The organism is Fluctibacter halophilus (assembly GCF_020687825.1).
GTDB lineage: Bacteria > Pseudomonadota > Gammaproteobacteria > Enterobacterales > Alteromonadaceae > Fluctibacter > Fluctibacter halophilus.
Window position 1 is genome coordinate 131,421 of record NZ_JAJEWP010000001.1, and the last position, 17,700, is coordinate 149,120.

15 protein-coding genes are annotated in these 17,700 nt (G+C 53.6%); 11 read left to right on the forward strand and 4 right to left on the reverse strand.

The genetic code is table 11. From position 1 onward, the window contains the following. Positions 1–45: 45 nt before the first annotated feature. Positions 46–819: an outer membrane protein assembly factor BamD gene (locus LJ739_RS00660; protein ID WP_229156669.1), complete on the reverse strand. Its 774-nt coding sequence runs from the start codon at positions 817–819 to the stop codon at positions 46–48. A 163-nt stretch (positions 820–982) separates the two neighbouring features. On the opposite strand from LJ739_RS00660, the gene rluD reads away from it, so the two are divergent. Both rluD and pgeF read left to right on the forward strand, forming a co-directional pair. Next, positions 983–1,972 carry a 23S rRNA pseudouridine(1911/1915/1917) synthase RluD gene (gene rluD, locus LJ739_RS00665; RefSeq protein ID WP_229156670.1) on the forward strand — a complete coding sequence of 330 codons (990 nt, stop codon included), beginning with the start codon at positions 983–985 and terminating at the stop codon, positions 1,970–1,972. Next, positions 1,953–2,705: a peptidoglycan editing factor PgeF gene (pgeF, locus tag LJ739_RS00670; RefSeq protein ID WP_229156671.1), complete on the forward strand. Its 753-nt coding sequence runs from the start codon at positions 1,953–1,955 to the stop codon at positions 2,703–2,705. Before rluD ends, pgeF begins: the two co-directional genes overlap by 20 nt. Here pgeF and LJ739_RS19105 read toward each other — a convergent pair. Beyond that, positions 2,695–3,801 carry a helix-turn-helix domain-containing protein gene (locus LJ739_RS19105; RefSeq protein WP_229156672.1) on the reverse strand — a complete coding sequence of 369 codons (1,107 nt, stop codon included), beginning with the start codon at positions 3,799–3,801 and terminating at the stop codon, positions 2,695–2,697. The two genes, pgeF and LJ739_RS19105, sit on opposite strands and share 11 nt — an antisense overlap. 175 nt (positions 3,802–3,976) lie before the next feature. Here LJ739_RS19105 and LJ739_RS00680 point away from each other — a divergent pair, with 175 nt between their 5' ends. The 6 genes from LJ739_RS00680 (at position 3,977) to clpB (ending at position 9,723) form a co-directional block, all read left to right on the forward strand. Continuing rightward, positions 3,977–4,315 (forward strand): metalloregulator ArsR/SmtB family transcription factor, encoded by a 339-nt coding sequence (locus LJ739_RS00680; RefSeq protein WP_229156673.1) that lies wholly within the window; start codon positions 3,977–3,979, stop codon positions 4,313–4,315. Continuing rightward, the gene (locus tag LJ739_RS00685; RefSeq protein ID WP_229156674.1) at positions 4,312–4,779 is read left to right on the forward strand and encodes an arsenate reductase ArsC; all 468 of its coding nucleotides are present in this window, start codon (positions 4,312–4,314) and stop codon (positions 4,777–4,779) included. Before LJ739_RS00680 ends, LJ739_RS00685 begins: the two co-directional genes overlap by 4 nt. Before the next feature lie 11 nt (positions 4,780–4,790). Beyond that, positions 4,791–5,495: an arsenical resistance protein ArsH gene (gene arsH / locus LJ739_RS00690; RefSeq protein ID WP_407646753.1), complete on the forward strand. Its 705-nt coding sequence runs from the start codon at positions 4,791–4,793 to the stop codon at positions 5,493–5,495. A gap of 13 nt (positions 5,496–5,508) precedes the next feature. After that, complete coding sequence (arsB, locus tag LJ739_RS00695) at positions 5,509–6,528, forward strand: ACR3 family arsenite efflux transporter (RefSeq protein ID WP_229156675.1); 1,020 nt, start codon at positions 5,509–5,511, stop codon at positions 6,526–6,528. Then, the gene (locus LJ739_RS00700) at positions 6,525–7,037 is read left to right on the forward strand and encodes an arsinothricin resistance N-acetyltransferase ArsN1 family A (RefSeq protein ID WP_229156676.1); all 513 of its coding nucleotides are present in this window, start codon (positions 6,525–6,527) and stop codon (positions 7,035–7,037) included. Before arsB ends, LJ739_RS00700 begins: the two co-directional genes overlap by 4 nt. Positions 7,038–7,149: 112 nt before the next feature. Continuing rightward, positions 7,150–9,723, forward strand: coding sequence for an ATP-dependent chaperone ClpB (clpB, locus tag LJ739_RS00705; protein ID WP_229156677.1), 2,574 nt, complete (start codon positions 7,150–7,152; stop codon positions 9,721–9,723). 58 nt (positions 9,724–9,781) lie between these two features. Here clpB and prsT read toward each other — a convergent pair whose 3' ends face one another. Both prsT and xdp1 read right to left on the reverse strand, forming a co-directional pair. Then, complete coding sequence (gene prsT, locus LJ739_RS00710; protein WP_229156678.1) at positions 9,782–12,583, reverse strand: XrtA/PEP-CTERM system TPR-repeat protein PrsT; 2,802 nt, start codon at positions 12,581–12,583, stop codon at positions 9,782–9,784. A 125-nt stretch (positions 12,584–12,708) separates the two neighbouring features. Then, positions 12,709–13,542, reverse strand: a complete 834-nt coding sequence (gene xdp1, locus LJ739_RS00715) for an exosortase-dependent surface protein XDP1 (RefSeq protein ID WP_229156679.1) — start codon at positions 13,540–13,542, stop codon at positions 12,709–12,711. A gap of 359 nt (positions 13,543–13,901) precedes the next feature. Between xdp1 and pssA the strand changes: the two genes are divergently transcribed. The 3 genes from pssA (at position 13,902) to flhA (ending at position 17,689) form a co-directional block, all read left to right on the forward strand. Then, positions 13,902–14,714 carry a CDP-diacylglycerol--serine O-phosphatidyltransferase gene (gene pssA, locus LJ739_RS00720; protein ID WP_229156680.1) on the forward strand — a complete coding sequence of 271 codons (813 nt, stop codon included), beginning with the start codon at positions 13,902–13,904 and terminating at the stop codon, positions 14,712–14,714. Between the two features lie 165 nt (positions 14,715–14,879). Beyond that, positions 14,880–15,449 carry a PEP-CTERM sorting domain-containing protein gene (locus LJ739_RS00725; RefSeq protein ID WP_229156681.1) on the forward strand — a complete coding sequence of 190 codons (570 nt, stop codon included), beginning with the start codon at positions 14,880–14,882 and terminating at the stop codon, positions 15,447–15,449. 140 nt (positions 15,450–15,589) lie between these two features. Then, positions 15,590–17,689: a flagellar biosynthesis protein FlhA gene (gene flhA / locus LJ739_RS00730; RefSeq protein ID WP_229156682.1), complete on the forward strand. Its 2,100-nt coding sequence runs from the start codon at positions 15,590–15,592 to the stop codon at positions 17,687–17,689. Positions 17,690–17,700 lie beyond the last annotated feature (11 nt).

Consider the following 17,700-nt stretch of genomic DNA (forward strand, 5'->3'; position numbering starts at 1 on the left):
ACAAAAAAACCGCCTGCTGGCGGTTTTTTTATTGCTGGTCAATGCTCAGTCGCCACTGGCAATGCGTGCATCCGGGTAGTTGAGCTTGAGGGTTTTGACGGCGTTTTCTTTCAGCTCTTCCAGGCCCAGTGTGTCATAACACTCAATCATGATTTGCAACGCTTCTTCCACCATTGCGGTGTCAGGATAATACTCCAGAACATACCGTCCGCGGTTGGCGGCAGCCACATACGCTTCGCGGCGCATGTAAAAGCGTGCAATGGCAATCTCGTATTTGGCCAGACGGTTTTTGATGTAGACCATGCGTTTTTGCGCGTCGGCGGCGTATTTGCTCTCAGGGTATTTTTCCAGTAGCCGTCGGAAGTCTGAAAACGCTTCGCGGCTTTTGGACGGATCCCGGTCGGAACGATCAATGCCTGCCAGTTCCTGGAACAGGTTCTTGTCCGCATCCATGTTGGTTAAGCCACGCATGTACAGGGCGTAATCAATGTCTGAATGGTTGGGGTTGAGGCGAATAAACCGGTCAATGGTGGCCAGTGCTTCTGGCGTTTTACCGGTTTTGTAGTATGCATAGATCAGATCCAGTTGCACCTGGTGGGACAACGGGCCGAACGGATAACGGGAATCAAGGGCGCTGAGAATTTGTGCGGCATTATTGAAATTGCCGATTTCCAGGCTGTTTTTGGCATCTGCGTAGAGGGCTTCGGCACCACGGTTGCCGATGACAATCTCGTCATCATCCGGTGATGAAGAACAGCCACCAAGGACCACTAGACAGGTCAGGAGGCTGACGATTTTCCAAGGGTGTGTCAATTTCATCTCGCTCTTATTATTTGTTGGATTTAGCAATGGGAAAAAATCCGCTAGAATACGCCGATATGCTTAACGCTTCGCGCTGCATTCTACCCCACTGATTCTGGGGATGCATCTTTAATTCAAACCTGCGACTGAATGTAAGCGCAGAACCAATCTAGGACTCCGAATGACGACCCAGCAAGAACATGTCGAACTGCAAGGCATCGTGCCCGACCATTTGTTTGGTAAACGCTTAGATCAGGCATTGGCCGAAATGTTCCCCGATTATTCGCGTTCCCGGTTAAAAGAATGGATTTTGGCCGGAAATGTCGAGATTGCTGGCAATGTGTGTGACAAACCCCGTGAAAAATTGCTGGGTGGTGAGCCTATTGCGATCCATGCCACACTCGACGTGCAGGTGTCACACAAAGCACAGGACATTGACCTGGATATCGTCTACGAAGATGACGACATTCTGGTGATCAACAAGCCTGCCGACTTGGTGGTACATCCGGGCGCTGGCAACAGCGACGGTACGGTGCTAAACGCGTTGCTAAAACATGCCCCCGGGGTGGCCAATGTACCCAGAGCGGGTATCGTTCACCGCCTCGACAAAGACACCACCGGCTTGATGGTGATTGCCAAAACCGTGCCTGCTCAGACCCACCTGGTTGAAGACCTGCAAGCCCGGGAAATCAGCCGCGAATACGAAGCGGTGGTGTGCGGCACTATGGTGGCAGGCGGCATCGTTGATGCACCTATCGGGCGCCATGCCACCAAGCGTACCAGCATGGCGGTGCGGGAAACCGGCAAACCGGCCGTGACACACTACCGGGTGAAAGAGAAGTTTCGCGCCCATACCCACCTGCGCTTAAAGCTTGAGACCGGCCGGACCCACCAGATCCGTGTCCACATGGCCCATTTGCGTCATCCGCTGGTGGGCGACCCGTTGTACGGTGGACGCCCCAGGCTGCCCAAAGCGGCCGGTGATGATATGGTCCAGGTATTGCGAGGTTTCGGACGTCAGGCCTTGCATGCAGCGCAATTATCCCTGCATCACCCGGTTAGCGGTGAATGGATGAGCTGGCAGGCGCCGTTACCGGCGGATATGCAATCGCTGCTGACGATATTGCGTGCCGACACCAAGGAGCACGGGGTTGACCTCGACACCCTGTAAGCCGTTGTCGCTGATCACACCCGACTGGCCAGATGAGCTTGGCGTTCGCGCTTATTGTACGACCCGGCAAGGCGGTCTGAGCACGGGGGCCTACACCAGCTTAAATCTGGCGCTGCACGTGGGTGATGATCCCGATACTGTGGCTGCGAACAGGTCCAGGCTGCCAGGCCATGACAAGATTGTCTGGCTGGAGCAGGTACACAGTGCTGACTGTGTGTCTGTTGATGCCAGTTCATCGGGGCAACCCCCGATCATCGCTGACGCAGCGATAACCGATACGACAGGTCTTACCGTCGGTGTGATGACCGCCGATTGCATACCGGTGTTGTTTTGCGATATCCAGGGGCGTCAGGTGGCAGCCGCGCATGCCGGATGGCGTGGGTTGCTGGCGGGCGTACTGGAAAACACCGTGCATTCGTTTCAGGCGCCCGCAGAGCAACTACTGGCCTGGATAGGGCCGTGTATTCGTCAGGCCCATTTCGAAGTCGGGGCGGACACTGTCAACGCATTTGCCGACTATCCCAACCATTGCGTGGTCGTTGACAACACCTGGCGTATTGATTTGGCTGGCATTGCGGTTGAGCGGCTCAACGCTGCAGGGGTTAGGGCGATCAGTGACTGCGGGTTGTGCACCTACACTGATGAGCGGCGTTTCTATTCCCATCGACGGGCAACCCATCAGGGCACTGCGCCAACCGGACGGATGTTCAGCGCCGTGATGCTCAGCGGCTGATCTGTTCAGGGCTAAGGGAACAGGCATAAGTAGCCTGGTTGCGCTGCAGACATGCCTGTCGGTATTGATTGGGGGTCTGGCCAACGAAGGCTTTGAAAGCGCGTGTAAAAGGGCCTACCGATGCAAATCCACTTTCCATCCCTATCACCACGATTGGCCAGTGCGTGTTTGCCGATTCGGCAAGTAATGTTTTGGCGTGTTGGATCCGCAACCCATTCACATAGTGATTGAAGTTTTGCGCCTGCAGTTGTTCGCGCATCACCCGACTGACACGGTATTCTGGCTCATCCAGCACCCGGGCCAGATCGCTGACCCGCAATTGGTGCTGCAAATACAGCTGCTGTTCAATCAATTGCTCACGGATTTGACCGGCCAGGTGAAGATCTTCCTGATCCGCCCGTTGCACCGGCTTGGGTTGGGCGGTGGGCGTTGTTGTCGACTGATTGCGCGCACGCCAGACAATAAGCCCCTGAGTCACCAGCATGATTTGCACGGCGCACAGCGCGTTGATTTGTTCTCGCAGGTAGGGCTGATTTTCCGGCGTCGTAAAGAGTGTTATGCCTACCGTACTGATCAGTAGCGCACCGCAGTAGCTGGCCAAAAACACATAGCGTTGACGGCGCTGTTGGCCTGAAAGATGGCGTAAACCACGACACCCTTCCCACAGGGTCAGCATCAGGAGCGTCGATGAAACAAGGCCCAACAGCTTGCCAACCGCCTGGTGGGCGTTGTTGATCATCAGTGGAGAGTCGGCGAGGGCATTTTGTGACCAGGCCAGCCCTTGCAAGGCGATGATCATCAGACCCACACTGCCGGCCACCAGGTAGTGACGTAACGCCAGGCCGCTCGCGCCACGAAACATCGCGCGGCTGACCAGCCAGTAACCATTGCACGTGGCGATACTGCACATGGCGATCAGGTAGCTAAAATTGCCCACCTGCCCCGCGGTCAGATTTTGTGCAGCGCAGACAGCCATCGATCCGCAAAAAAGTGCAAACAGCAGGTGCAGTGGTTGCTTGTTACGCACCCACAGTTGAGAGATTAACAGCCCTAATGCCGTCAACAGTTGTAGTTCGGGCAGCGGTAAATTCTCCACAACTCATCACCATTGATTGATTTCCTGCACATCATAATGCTGTCGTTACAGCCGTGCAAAACGGGAGTGTTACGGATTGTTGCGAGAACCAGGTCGGTCACTTATTGGCATGCCGATCAAAAACATTGACATATGGAAAAACATATATATGATTTTCCGTATGTGAGGAGGCGCTATGAACCCATTGACCCTGTTTAAATGCTTGTCGGATGACACCCGATTGAAAGTCATGCTGCTGCTGAGTGACCGTGGAGAGCTGTGCGTGTGTGATTTGCAGGACGCTCTGGCGTTGAGCCAACCGAAAATCTCCCGTCACCTGGCCCAGTTGCGGGAGTGTGCGCTGGTGCAAGACGAACGGCGCGGCAAATGGGTGTATTACGCGCTGCACCCGGCCCTTCCCGACTGGGTCCGGGAATTGCTGACCACCACGGTCAACAACAGCACCGATTACCTGGCGTGTTGCGCGGCTGCATTGACGGCTTGCTGCGCGCCGAACTGTGAGAAAACATCATGAAAATATTGTACGTCTGCACCCATAACCGTTGCCGCAGCATTCTCAGCGAGGCCATCACACGCCAACTGGGACAGGGCATTCTGCACGCCGCCAGTGCAGGCAGTCAGCCCGTGGGTGAAGTGCACCCGCTGTCGTTGCGCTATTTGTCCGAAGCCGGTTACAACACCGATGGTTTAACCAGTCAGTCCTGGCATGACGTTGAGTCATTTGCCCCGGATGTGGTGATTACCGTGTGTGATTCTGCCGCCGCAGAAACCTGTCCGGTATGGTTTGGTAACAATCTCAAAGTACATTGGGGGCTTGCCGATCCGTCCAAACTGAGTGGCAGCGATACTCAAGTGGCCGAAGCCTTCAGACAGACCATCAGCGAAATTGAACAACGGGTAAAGGTTCTACGGGACATTGCCCAGTTGCCCCGAGACCAGTGGGCCAACGCGCTACAACAACAAGGAGCTCAGCTATGAACCTCGACGACATGACCTTGCCCCAACTGGACATGGAGCAGTATCGGCAACCGGATGTCAGCGAATTCGCACGTCCGGCATCGACCCACAAGCCTCGTATGCTGTTGTTGTACGGTTCATTGCGGGAACGTTCCTATAGTAGGCTGGTGATTGAAGAATGTGCCCGTTTACTTACGCATATGGGCGCGGAAGTCCGAGTCTTTGATCCTACCGGTTTGCCGCAACCGGATACCGATGATGGTCAGCACCCCAAAGTGCAGGAGTTGCTCGAGGCAGTGATGTGGTCTGAAGGGCAGGTGTGGTGTTCCCCTGAGCGTCACGGTGCAATGACCGGGATCATGAAAAGTCAGATCGACTGGATCCCGCTATCATTGGGATCTGTGCGCCCGACACAGGGGAAAACGCTGGCGGTGATGCAGGTGTGTGGCGGCTCCCAGTCTTTCAATGTGGTGAATCAGCTGCGGGTGCTGGGGCGTTGGATGCGTATGCTGACCATCCCCAATCAGTCTTCAGTGGCCAAAGCGTTCCTGGAGTTTGATGACGACGGGCGTATGAAACCTTCGGCATTCTACAACCGCATCGTGGATGTGATGGAAGAGCTGTTCAAGTTTACTCTGTTGACCCGTGATCATACTGCACACCTGACGGATCGTTACTCCGAGCGGGTGGAAAGTGCAGAGCAATTGATGCAGCGCGTTAATCAGCGCGCCAGCTAAAGAGGAATTGAAAATGGGATTGTTTGAACGGTATCTATCAGTATGGGTGGGGCTGTGTATTGTCATCGGCGTGGTGTTGGGAAACCTGTTCCCGGCTTTATTTGCGCAGATTGCCGCGATTGAATATGCCCACGTCAATCTGGTGGTCGCTGTCCTCATCTGGTTGATGATTTATCCGATGATGGTACAGGTGGATTTTGGCGCTCTGAAAGACGTAGGGAAGAAGCCCAAAGGATTGGTCCTGACATTGGTGATCAACTGGCTGATCAAGCCTTTTACGATGGCGTTTCTGGGCTGGTTATTTTTCCGCGTGGTGTTTGCCGATTGGGTCGACCCACAATCAGCAGGTGAGTATATTGCCGGTATGATCCTGCTCGGTGTTGCGCCCTGTACAGCGATGGTGTTTGTGTGGAGTCACCTGACCAAGGGAGATGCCAATTACACGCTGGTGCAGGTGTCGATCAACGACATCATCATGGTGTTTGCCTTCGCGCCGCTGGCGGCCCTGTTACTGGGGATCAGCGATATTCAGGTGCCCTGGGAAACATTGCTGTTGTCAGTGGTGTTGTACGTTGTGTTGCCGCTGGTGGGGGGGGCCATTACTCGCAGAAAACTGGACAAGGCCGATGATCATTCGCGCCTGGACGCGTTTCTGGCACGAATGAAACCCTGGTCCATTATTGGCTTATTGGCAACCCTGGTACTGTTGTTTGCTTTCCAGGCCAACACACTACTGGCCCAGCCCAGCGTTATTCTGATGATTGCGGTACCCTTGTTGCTTCAGACCTACGGTATTTTTGCCCTGGCCTATGGGTTAGCCCGTTATCTGAAATTGCGTCATGCCGTGGCCGCACCGGCTTGCATGATCGGTACGTCTAACTTTTTCGAGCTTGCGGTGGCGGTAGCCATTTCCGTGTTTGGTCTGCATTCCGGTGCAGCGCTGGCGACGGTGGTCGGTGTGTTGGTTGAGGTACCGGTGATGTTGTCGTTGGTGTGGTTTGCCAATCGTACCCGTCACTGGTTCGCACAATGAACCCTGATACGGTGAATGTGCGCACGGCCGGCGCACACGACGTGGCCGACATCGTGCGGATCTATAACCACGGTATCACGTCTCGTCAGGGTACCTTTGACACCACATTGCGCGAAGCGGCGGATGTTGAAGGTTGGTTGACACAGGCGTCGCGCTATCCGGTGTTGGTGGCAGAGGCTGAAGGGCAGGTTGTCGGCTTTGCCCGCTTGTTCGAGTACCGACCACGAGCCTGTTACGCGGGCATAGCCGAGTTCTCCATCTACCTGGATCCGCTCGTGCAGGGCAAAGGCGTCGGTAGCCTGCTGCTGTCAGCGTTATTGGCGGCTGCCCGGGACGCAGGCTTCCACAAAGTGTTGTCGCGCATCTTTACCTTTAACCAGGCCAGTCGCGCCTTGTGTCGTAAACTGGGCTTTCGCGAAGTTGGCGTGTATGAACGTCACGGACAGCTTGATGGGCGATGGCTTGACGTTGTGGTGGTGGAGTACCTCACCGATGCCCAACAGGACTGAGGTTTGTTGATCTATCGCAACACATTCATCCGTGGTTGACAACCGCGCCCTTGAAAGTGAGCAAAAATGCACCCATAAATTACCCATACTATTTTTAAGGTGATATGTGGGTATGCGATTAGACAGATTTACCAGCAAATTTCAGGTAGCGATTTCCGATGCGCAATCCATCGCATTGGGTCGTGATCATCAATACATTGAGCCCGTCCATTTGATGACGGCATTGCTCAATCAACAAGGCGGTTCGGTGCGTCCGTTGCTCGATGCCGCCAACATCAACGTCAATGCACTGCGCTCTTCGTTAGCGGAAGCCATCGAACGCTTGCCCCGGGTGCAAGGGGTTGGCGGTGACGTGCAACTGGGCAAAGATTCGGTGGTATTGCTGAATCTGAGTGACAAGATTGCCCAGCAGCGCAAAGATGACTACATCACGTCAGAGATTTTTGTCCTTGCAGCAGTGCAGGACAAAGGCAAGCTGGGTGAGATATTCCGTCAACTGGACATCACCACTGAAAAGCTTGAGCAAGCGATTGACAAGCTACGGGGTGGTCAGAAAGTGACTGACCCCAACGCTGAAGACGTACGCCAGGCATTGGAAAAGTACACCACCGATCTGACTGAGCGCGCCGAGCAAGGCAAACTCGATCCGGTGATTGGCCGGGATGATGAAATCCGCCGTACCGTGCAGGTGTTGCAACGTCGAACCAAAAATAATCCCGTGCTTATTGGCGAACCCGGTGTGGGTAAAACCGCCATTGTGGAAGGCCTGGCTCAGCGAATCATCAACGGCGAGGTGCCCGAAGGTCTGAAAGACAAACGGGTACTGTCACTGGATATGGGCTCGCTGGTGGCGGGTGCCAAGTTTCGTGGCGAATTTGAAGAGCGTCTCAAAGCGGTGCTCAATGAGCTGGCCAAAGAAGAAGGTCGGGTGATTCTGTTCATCGATGAGCTTCATACCATGGTTGGCGCCGGTAAAGGCGAAGGCGCCATGGATGCCGGCAATATGCTTAAACCGGCACTGGCCCGTGGTGAGCTGCATTGCGTGGGCGCAACCACATTGGATGAGTACCGTCAGTACATCGAAAAAGACGCTGCACTGGAGCGCCGTTTCCAGAAAGTGTTGGTGGATCAACCCAGTGTTGAAGATACCATCGCGATTTTGCGGGGCTTAAAGGAACGTTATGAATTGCACCATTCGGTGGACATTACCGATCCGGCGATTGTGGCGGCGGCAACGCTGTCTCATCGCTATATCAGTGATCGTCAATTGCCGGATAAAGCCATCGATCTGATCGATGAAGCAGCGTCCAGCATTCGTCTGCAAATGGATTCTAAACCGGAAGAAATGGATCGCCTTGAGCGCCGTATTATCCAGTTGAAGCTGGAAGAGCAGGCGTTGGCGAAAGAGAAAGATGAGGCCAGCCACAAGCGTCTTGAGGCAATTGAGCTGGAGCGCGAGCAGGCCGAATTGAAATACGCCGAGTTTGAAAAAATCTGGAACGCTGAAAAAGATGCGATGCAGGGCACCCAGCACATCAAGTCGGAACTCGAGCAGGCCAAGTTGGATCTGGAAATTGCCCGTCGGGCGTCTGATCTAAGTCGTATGTCAGAGTTGCAGTACGGCCGTATTCCGGAATTGGAACAGAAGCTCGAGCTGGCGTCTGAGTCGGAAAATCGCGAAACCGAATTGTTGAAAAACAAGGTGACGGAAAACGAAATTGCCGATGTGCTGTCACGCTGGACAGGCATTCCGGTCAGCAAAATGCTGGAAGGTGAAAAAGAGAAATTGCTGCGCATGGAAGAGGTGCTGCACGCGCGGGTCGTGGGGCAGGGCGAGGCCGTGTCAGCGGTGTCCAACGCTATTCGCCGTTCCCGTGCCGGTTTGTCCGATCCGAATCGTCCGATTGGCTCGTTCCTGTTCCTTGGCCCTACCGGGGTGGGGAAAACCGAACTGTGTAAGGCGTTGGCAGGCTTCTTGTTTGACACCGAGCAGGCGATGGTACGTATCGACATGTCGGAGTTCATGGAGAAGCATTCCGTTGCCCGTTTAGTTGGCGCACCGCCCGGATACGTGGGCTACGAAGAAGGTGGTTACCTGACGGAAGCCGTGCGTCGCAAGCCTTACTCGGTGATCCTGCTGGATGAGGTAGAAAAAGCCCATCCGGATGTGTTTAACATTCTGTTGCAGGTACTCGACGATGGTCGTCTGACCGATGGGCAGGGGCGCACGGTGGACTTTAAGAATACCGTTGTGATCATGACCTCTAACCTGGGTTCCGACATCATTCAGGATAAACACGATGAGAGCCAGTATGAGGAAATGAAAAATCTGGTTATGCAGGTTGTGGGACAGCATTTCCGTCCTGAGTTCATTAACCGGATTGATGACACTGTGGTGTTCCATCCGTTGGCCAAAGATCAGATCAAGGCAATTGCCAAGATTCAGTTGTTGTCTTTGCGCCAACGTTTGCAGGAGCGTGGCTATAAGCTGGAGTTGTCTGCCGCCGCATTGGATCAATTGGCGGAAGCCGGCTTTGATCCGGTGTTTGGTGCCCGCCCACTGAAGCGTGCGATACAGACGCAGATTGAAAATCCGCTGTCGCAGCGTATCCTGGCGGGAGACTTGCCTGCCGACGGTACCATACGCATTGATGCTGACGGTGACTCGATTTACCTGCAGGACTAACGAAAAAAAACGGCGCGAAAGCGCCGTTTTTTGTGTGATTGATAGGGCATTGCCGAAACTATAATTGCTCCAGCAATTGCTGTGCTGCATCTCGCTCCGAGAAGGAAGATTCGCTGGCAATGGCGGCGGCTAACTCTTCTTGCGCTTCCGAGTTGCGACCCAGTTTGTGTAACGTATAACCAAGGTGATAACGAATAGAGGGTTCGTTGGAATCCATCGCGAAAGCACGTCGCAATGTGGTCAGCGCTTCATCGTATTGTCCCTGGCGAGCCAGGATCCAGCCGTGGGTGTCAACCACTGACGATAAATCGCTGTTAATGGCCATGGCTTGTCGAATAAATTCAGCGGCAGCTTCCAGGTCACTGTCAAGTGATAGGTTGGCAAGGTTGTTTAAAATCACCGCTTTGTTCGGAATGTTGTCGGCTTCGACCAATGCCAGGTAGTGGCGTTTGGCCTTGTCGGGCTGCTTGGCGTGGACATAGTGATCGGCCAACAGGTTGCGCTGGAAATGGTTTTCCGGGTTGGCTTCCACCATGGATTCAATGTGGGATGCAAAAGCGTCCTGAGCGACCCCCTGCTTTGCCAGTTGGTACAACTTGATCAACGCTAGACGGTACGAGGGGGCTTGCTGATAGGCTTGCCAGTAGCGCTCAAATGCCTTATCGGGCTGATTGTTGCGTAGCAGTAAATCACCGTCCAGCACGATCAGTTCGGGTTGCTCAGCATGGTTTTTGGATAAGTGGCGCAGGTGCCGCGTCGCACGTTGGTCTTCATCGAGGGCGATCTGCATGCGCACGTAGGCAATGCCAACAGCAACGTGATCCGGTGCCAGTTTGATCGCCTGCTCAAGGTGCGCCTTGGCGTTATCAAACAAGCGTGCCCGGTATTCAAGATCTGACAACGCAACCAGCGCGCCAGGATTATCGGAGGCCTGTTCGGCAATACGTGCAAACTCCCGTTCAGCGCGCTCCTGGTTGCCAGTGTCGAGCAGCAGCCCCGCCCGTTGCAACTGGATGTCCAGATTGTCCGGTGCAGTTTTTACCATGCTATTGAGCACCCGAATGGCTTTATCTTTTTCGCCATCGCCTAACAGAATATTGACTTGCAATTGGTTGGCCCGGAGGTTGTCACGGTCGATCTTCAGGGCGCGGTTGATTTTTTCCTGCGCCAGATTGCGTTGCTGATTATCCAGCAACAAGCCTGCGTACATTAACAGGGTTTCGAGATTGTCGGGTTGTTCCTCATGCAATGTTTTGACCAAAGGTAACGCTTGTTGGCCCTGCCCTGAGGCAGCCAGCACCGTGACCTGGTTGAAGCGAGCGGCGTAGTGCTGAGGTCGTTCGGCAAGGACTTTTTCGATAAAGGTCATGGCATTGGGCCAATCTTTCACTTTGATCAACACTGCCGATTTGAAATTCAAAAAGTCGATGTTGTCAGGCGCCAGCTCCAATAGCTTGTCAGCAATTTCATTGGCCTTGTCAAATTGCCCGGTGCGCAGGTAAAGCATGCTTTTGGTCAGCACAAACCGCACGTCATCGTTGATGTAGGGTGATTCGTCCAGTTTCTGAAAAGCCTGGTCGTAACGCTCCCGTGCGATCAGCATCTTAATTTCCAGCAGATCGAGTCGCCGATCCTGGCCAAAATGCTGGCGCATTCGGCTAAGCAGTTCCAACGTTCTGAAGGCTTTGTTATTGGTCAGGTAGAGCTCGCCCAACATGATGCCGGCATCAAGATCTTTTGCATAGGCGTCGTCGCCACGCTCCATCACTTCCAGTGCGTCCCGGGCTTGTCCCAGTCGAAGGAGTGTTTGCGCCAGCATCCGGCGTGCATCCAGGTTGTCGGGTACCCGATTAAGGTACTGGGAGAAGAAGGTTCTGGCTTTTTCCAGGCGGTTGTTGGCGAAGGCCGCCAAGGCCTGAATGTAGATCAGGTTGGGCGAATCGTTGAGGGTTTCTTCATTGAGATTGGCGAGCTTGCCACTCAACGCCTCCAGTTGTGACGCCGCTTCCTCATTGCTGTTGTTGCGGGCGTCCAGCCACGCATGCATCAGTGTCGCGGTAGGGTCGTCCGGTGTTTGCTCAATGATCCTGTCAAGGAGTGCCCGGGCTTTGGCTTCATCCTGGTTTTGCAGGTAAGCACTCATCAGGGTACGTCGCAACAGTGGATTATCCGGATGGATTTGCTCGCCGCGCTCTAACACCTCAACGGCTGCCGGCACATTACCTTCGGCGAGGTGATACTCGCCCAGCAGGCGCAATGTCGATGGGTCCTTGGGGGAGCGCGTTTGGGCGCGCTGCAGGTATTGATTGGCGGTGTCCAGCGCCTGTTCGTTCAGTGCCATCGCGGCCAGTGCGTTTAACGCGCGCACATCATCCGGCGCAGTGCGCAAAATGCTCTGATATGCGTCGCGGGCTTTTTCAACCTGCTCCTGGTTCAAATAGGCAGTGGCGACAATCAGCGCCCAGTTGATCTGATTGGTGGTATCCAACCCTTTAAAATCGGCGTTGATGATTTTGTCATACTGCTTTTGATATAACCAAATCTTGCCCAGCGTTTCAGCCACCAGGTTGGTGTCGGCACCGGCGGCGAGGGATTCCTGTAGTTCGGTTTCCGCTTCATCCAGATAGCCACTGACCATCAGGATTTTGCCCATCAGAATTTTAGCCGGCAGATAATTGTTGTCTGCCTGCAAGCTGTTTTTGAGGTGGATATAAGCGGCTTCGACGTCATTCTGATTGAACGCGTTCAAGGCCTTTTCGTAAAATTCGCTGCTTTTCGACCGGGCATCGGCCAAAGGAGACAGTAGCAGGCTCAACGTCAGCAATGCGACGGAGCGGGGGGGAAGAAGTCGTCCAAACATGGTTACTACTCGTAAGGATTGTCTAAACATAGCTCACCACCATACACAGTTGCGGATCACAATGCATGAATAGCAGGTATAAAAAAAGACGGCATGCCGTCTTTTTTTGAGCAATTGCGGCGTCGTTACGACATTTTGCGTTGTCGACGGGCTAAACCGAACAAGCCAGCTGCCAGCAGCAGCGCTGAGGCTGGCTCGGGTACTTCGGTGGTGTTGCCGGTAGAGGTCGTGATGCCCGCGATCTTGATGGCGTCGTTGCCATATGACCAGTTGTCAGTACCGAAGCCTGGGTTGTATACGCCCACCAGGTAGTAACGAGATTCGGTGGCGGAACTGATGATGGCATTGCTTGAGGTGCTGACGTCTGCATAGTTACCTACGTGGCTCCAACCGTTGTTGAGCAAATCAGTCCAGGTGGATGATGCGCCGAACGGGTTACCCGCCAGCGTACCGCCGCCAGTGTAGGTCAGCACTGTCATGTCTGAATCGGTGCCGCGCCAGTTAATGTCAATTTCTTCCAGTGCCACCGCGGTGTCGAATTGCAGCAATGCCATGTCATAGTCTAACCACCCCGTTGCACTGCCAATGTTGTCAAAGGAGTGATTGGGGTTGTCATCGCCTTCGTCAGCATTAACGGCACCCAGGCCGTAACCAGCGTATTTTTTCAGATCAGCACGCTGAATGAAGGGGTCCTGGTCATATGCATTGTGGCTGCTGTCGCATGCAGGATCGCCTGCACTGCATGAACCAGAATTACCAGATGAAGACCATGCACTGATCACCAGCTCAATGCCGCCGCTGGTCATGTCAATGTAGGTACCGCTACCCAATCCATGTGCATCATTGTTTTCAATGCCAGTGCCGGCGCCGTAAACAAAGTCCCATGTTTGTACATCGGCCATGGCCGGTGCTGCGCTCATCAACCCAACGGCTGCTATCAGTGAATATGCTCGTTTCATGTTCTCACCCTGTGTGACAGGTTCTCTCTCTACCTAATATATTACAGTAAGCAAAACCTCTGCCAACTATTCAAATTATTGATATTTAAAGATAAAAATATATTTTGTAATTCTGGTAAGACCTGGATGTAAAATATGTCGACAGTCACCGTCACCGATTGGTGACATGGTTACAGGTGTTCAGTGTACGGCACTTTTCACTGTTGCCCGTATCAAAGGGTATAATCGGGCATAAAACCCAATAACGTGCAGGTGCAACCGCACGACACACGCCACCGTTGGACGTTGGTGAGCAGGTTGGCTATGCCGACAGTTTCGACCTGTGCTATGGTTGCGCCTGTATTTTTTAAGGAGTGGTAATGACACAGCAAAAACCCCGCGGGATCTACTTGTTGCCCAATCTTCTGACCACGGCAGGATTGTTTTCCGGCTTTTTCGCCGTCGTCGCGTCCATGCAGGGGCGATTTGAAGCCGCTGCCGTGGCGATTTTCGTGGCGATGATTTTTGATGGACTGGATGGCCGGGTGGCCCGTATCACCAATACACAGAGTGAATTTGGTGCTGAATACGATTCGATGGCCGACATGGTGTCCTTTGGTGTTGCGCCGGCGCTGGTTGCTTACAATTGGGGACTTTCTGGGTTAGGCAAAATTGGTTGGCTGGCGGCATTTGTATACGTTGCAGGTGCTGCGTTACGTTTGGCCCGCTTCAATACCCAACTGGCGGTTGCCGATAAGCGCTTTTTCCAGGGCCTGGCGAGTCCGGCAGCGGCAGCGTTGGTGGCCGGCATGGTGTGGGTTGGTGTTGAATACGACATTGACGGCAACGACTTTGGGGTGTTGGTGGCATTGTTAACCGGCATTGCCGGTTTGTTGATGGTCAGCAACTTTAAATACAATTCATTCAAGGAAGTTAACTGGCACGGTAAAGTGCCGTTTGTGGCGCTGTTGATTGTCATGCTGGTGTTCGTGATCGTGGCAACTGAGCCTGCACTGGTGTTGTTTGTTGTGTTTATGCTGTATGCACTGGCCGGTCCCATCAATACCTTCAGAACCGTACCCAGAGTGCGTCTGGAAGACGTTGTGGGTGACCCTTCCGACAAAGACGCCGACTTTATCGACCCGGACGTGGTCAAGCAGGCTAAATCAGACACCCACAAAGACGGTGATTAATTTGACCAAACTGTCAGGATCCTTAACGGATCCTGGCTGTAACCGCCCTGTAATATTTTAACCCTTTGAAAATTATTGATTTTTTTAAACTGGTCTGCTTTTTGCTTTTACCTGCGCGGCGCCACAGAAGATGGCATATACGATGAATAATCTAAGGTAAGAGTAATGAAGCTGTTGAAATCCCTTGCGCAAGCAACCGTGCTGCTGTCAGCCCTGATGGCTACGTCTTTCTCCGCGAATGCGGTTCTGATCACTCAGGACATCACCATCGACCTGCTGTCAGCGGATGCTGGTAACGCCTTCGGCGTATCAATGGCCGATAGTGGCAGCCTGTTTGGTACCATTCAATACGAATCTGACAATGTGTCTGTCGGCCTGGTCGACAGCATGCTGGACAGCAGCTTTGCGTTTGAAATCACGTTCGGCAACCTGAGCCTGACACAGGACGATGATGCCTTTGCGGGTCTGTTTGCTGTAACCGCTACGCTGTTTGATGATTTGGATCCTATGTCGGGTATCAATGGCTTCTACACATCCTTCACAGACGTGTTCAGTCAAAACGTTTTCGACGGTATCGTGAACGGTGATTATGTGTATATTTCTGACTTGCAGGGTTTGGCTTTCGAAGGCTTCCTGAGCTTCTCAGCACCCCAATCAACAGCGGTTTCTGAGCCTTCAATGCTGGCATTGTTGCTCGGTGGACTGGTGTTGGTTGCCCGTCGTCGTCGCGCTTAAACCCGTCAAAAACTCCACCTAAAAGCCCGGTCACTGCCGGGCTTTTTTGTGTCCGCCATCAAGGCCCGCTTGTTCTAATGAAGTTGGCATCCTAGTTGCAGTAACCCCAGCATTCCTTCTAAGCGTCAAAATCTTGTTGTATGGAACTGGCTGGCTACCTGAATAGATTCGATAAAAGTAAAGTTAAGCGCCTGACCAATGGTGTCGGCGCGCCGTTGGTGCTGCTTGCCATCATGGGCATGGTTATCCTGCCGATGCCGGCCTTCTTGCTGGACATTCTGTTCAGTTTCAATATTGCCCTGTCATTGGTGGTCATTCTGGTCGCGGTATTTACCCAGCGTCCAATTGAATTCGGGATTTTCCCGCTCGTGCTGTTGATTGCGACAGTATTGCGGCTGGCGCTGAATGTGGCCTCAACCCGGGTTGTTTTGCTGGAAGGACACGAAGGCGGTGATGCGGCCGGTAAAGTGATCCAGGCATTCGGTGAAGTGGTGATTGGTGGTAACTATGCGGTGGGTATCGTGGTGTTTGCCATCTTGCTGATCATTAACTTCAAAGTGGTGACCGCCGGTGCGGGGCGTATTTCCGAAGTAAGTGCCCGCTTTACGTTGGATGCGATGCCCGGCAAGCAAATGGCGATCGATGCTGATCTGAATGCGGGCTATATCGATCAGGATGAAGCCCGCCGTCGCCGTATTGAAATCACCAGCGAAGCCGATTTCTACGGTTCCATGGACGGTGCGTCAAAATTCGTCAAAGGGGACGCGGTCGCCGGTTTGTTCATTATGTTGATCAATATTGTCGGTGGCTTGTTTATCGGCATTATTCAACATGATCTGGCGTTCGGCGATGCCATCGAAATCTACACTATCCTGACCATCGGTGATGGTTTGGTTGCCCAAATCCCGTCGCTGTTGCTGTCCGTTGCAACGGCGATCATCGTGACCCGTGAAAATGAGTCCCAGGAGATGGGGCAGGAACTGCAAACCCAGTTGGGCAATCAGCGTGCTTTGTATGTGACGGCCGGTATTTTGTTTGTCATGGGCATCGTGCCGGGAATGCCTCACCTAGCATTCCTTGGCTTCTCAGCGCTGGTTGGTGGTGTTGCGTACTACGGCCAATACATGGCGCAGAAGCGTGCGGAAGAACCCGAGGTGCTGGACAACCTGCCTGAACAGAATCAGCAACCGGCTGAGATCAAAGAGTTGGGGTGGGATGATGTACAGCACGTCGATACCATCGGTCTGGAAGTGGGCTACCGTTTGATCCCGCTGGTGGACAAGTCCCAGGGCGGCGAATTGCTGACCCGTATCAAGGGCGTGCGCAAAAAGCTGTCGCAAGAACTGGGATTCCTTATCCCGCCGGTGCACATTCGTGACAACCTCGATCTTTCGCCCAATACGTACACGATCGCCATGTTGGGTGTCACCGTGGGTGACGCCGAAATCTCCCATGATGATGAACTGGCGATAAACCCCGGACAGGTGTTCGGCAAACTGGAAGGCACGCCAACACGGGATCCGGCCTTTGGCCTGGATGCAGTGTGGATCCGGCCTGAACAACGGGAGCATGCCCAGACACTGGGTTATACCGTGGTCGATGCTGCAACCGTGGTGGCGACTCACCTGAGTCAGTTGCTGACCAATAATGCCTATCAGTTGTTGGGACATGAGGAAGTTCAACAACTGCTGGACATGTTGGCCAAGCACAATCCGAAACTGGTGGAAGGCCTGGTGCCTGATATCCTGCCGCTCAGCACCGTGGTTAAAGTCTTGCAAACCTTGTTGTACGAAGGCGTTCCAATCCGCGATATGCGTACCATCGTGCAGACCCTGTGTGAATACGGGCCGAAGAGTCAGGATCCTGATGTACTGGTGTCTGCCGTGCGGATTGCCCTCAAGCGCCTGATTGTGCAGGAGATCAATGGCGGCGAAGGAGAACTGCCTGTCATAACTTTGGCTCCAGAATTGGAACAGATGTTGCACCAGTCTTTGCAGGCAGGTGGAGAAGATGGCGCCGGTATTGAGCCGGGACTGGCCGAGAAACTACAAAATTCCCTGCGTGAAGCGGGTCAACAACGAGAGCTGGAAGGTGAACCTGCAGTGTTGTTGACGTCAGGTCTGTTGCGGCCTGTACTGTCCCGCTTCCTGAAACATGCTGTGTCCGGGTTGCATGTCCTGAGCTATCAGGAAATCCCCGATGACAAGCAAATCCGAATTGTCAGTGCCGTCGGTCAATAATCTGACGCGAG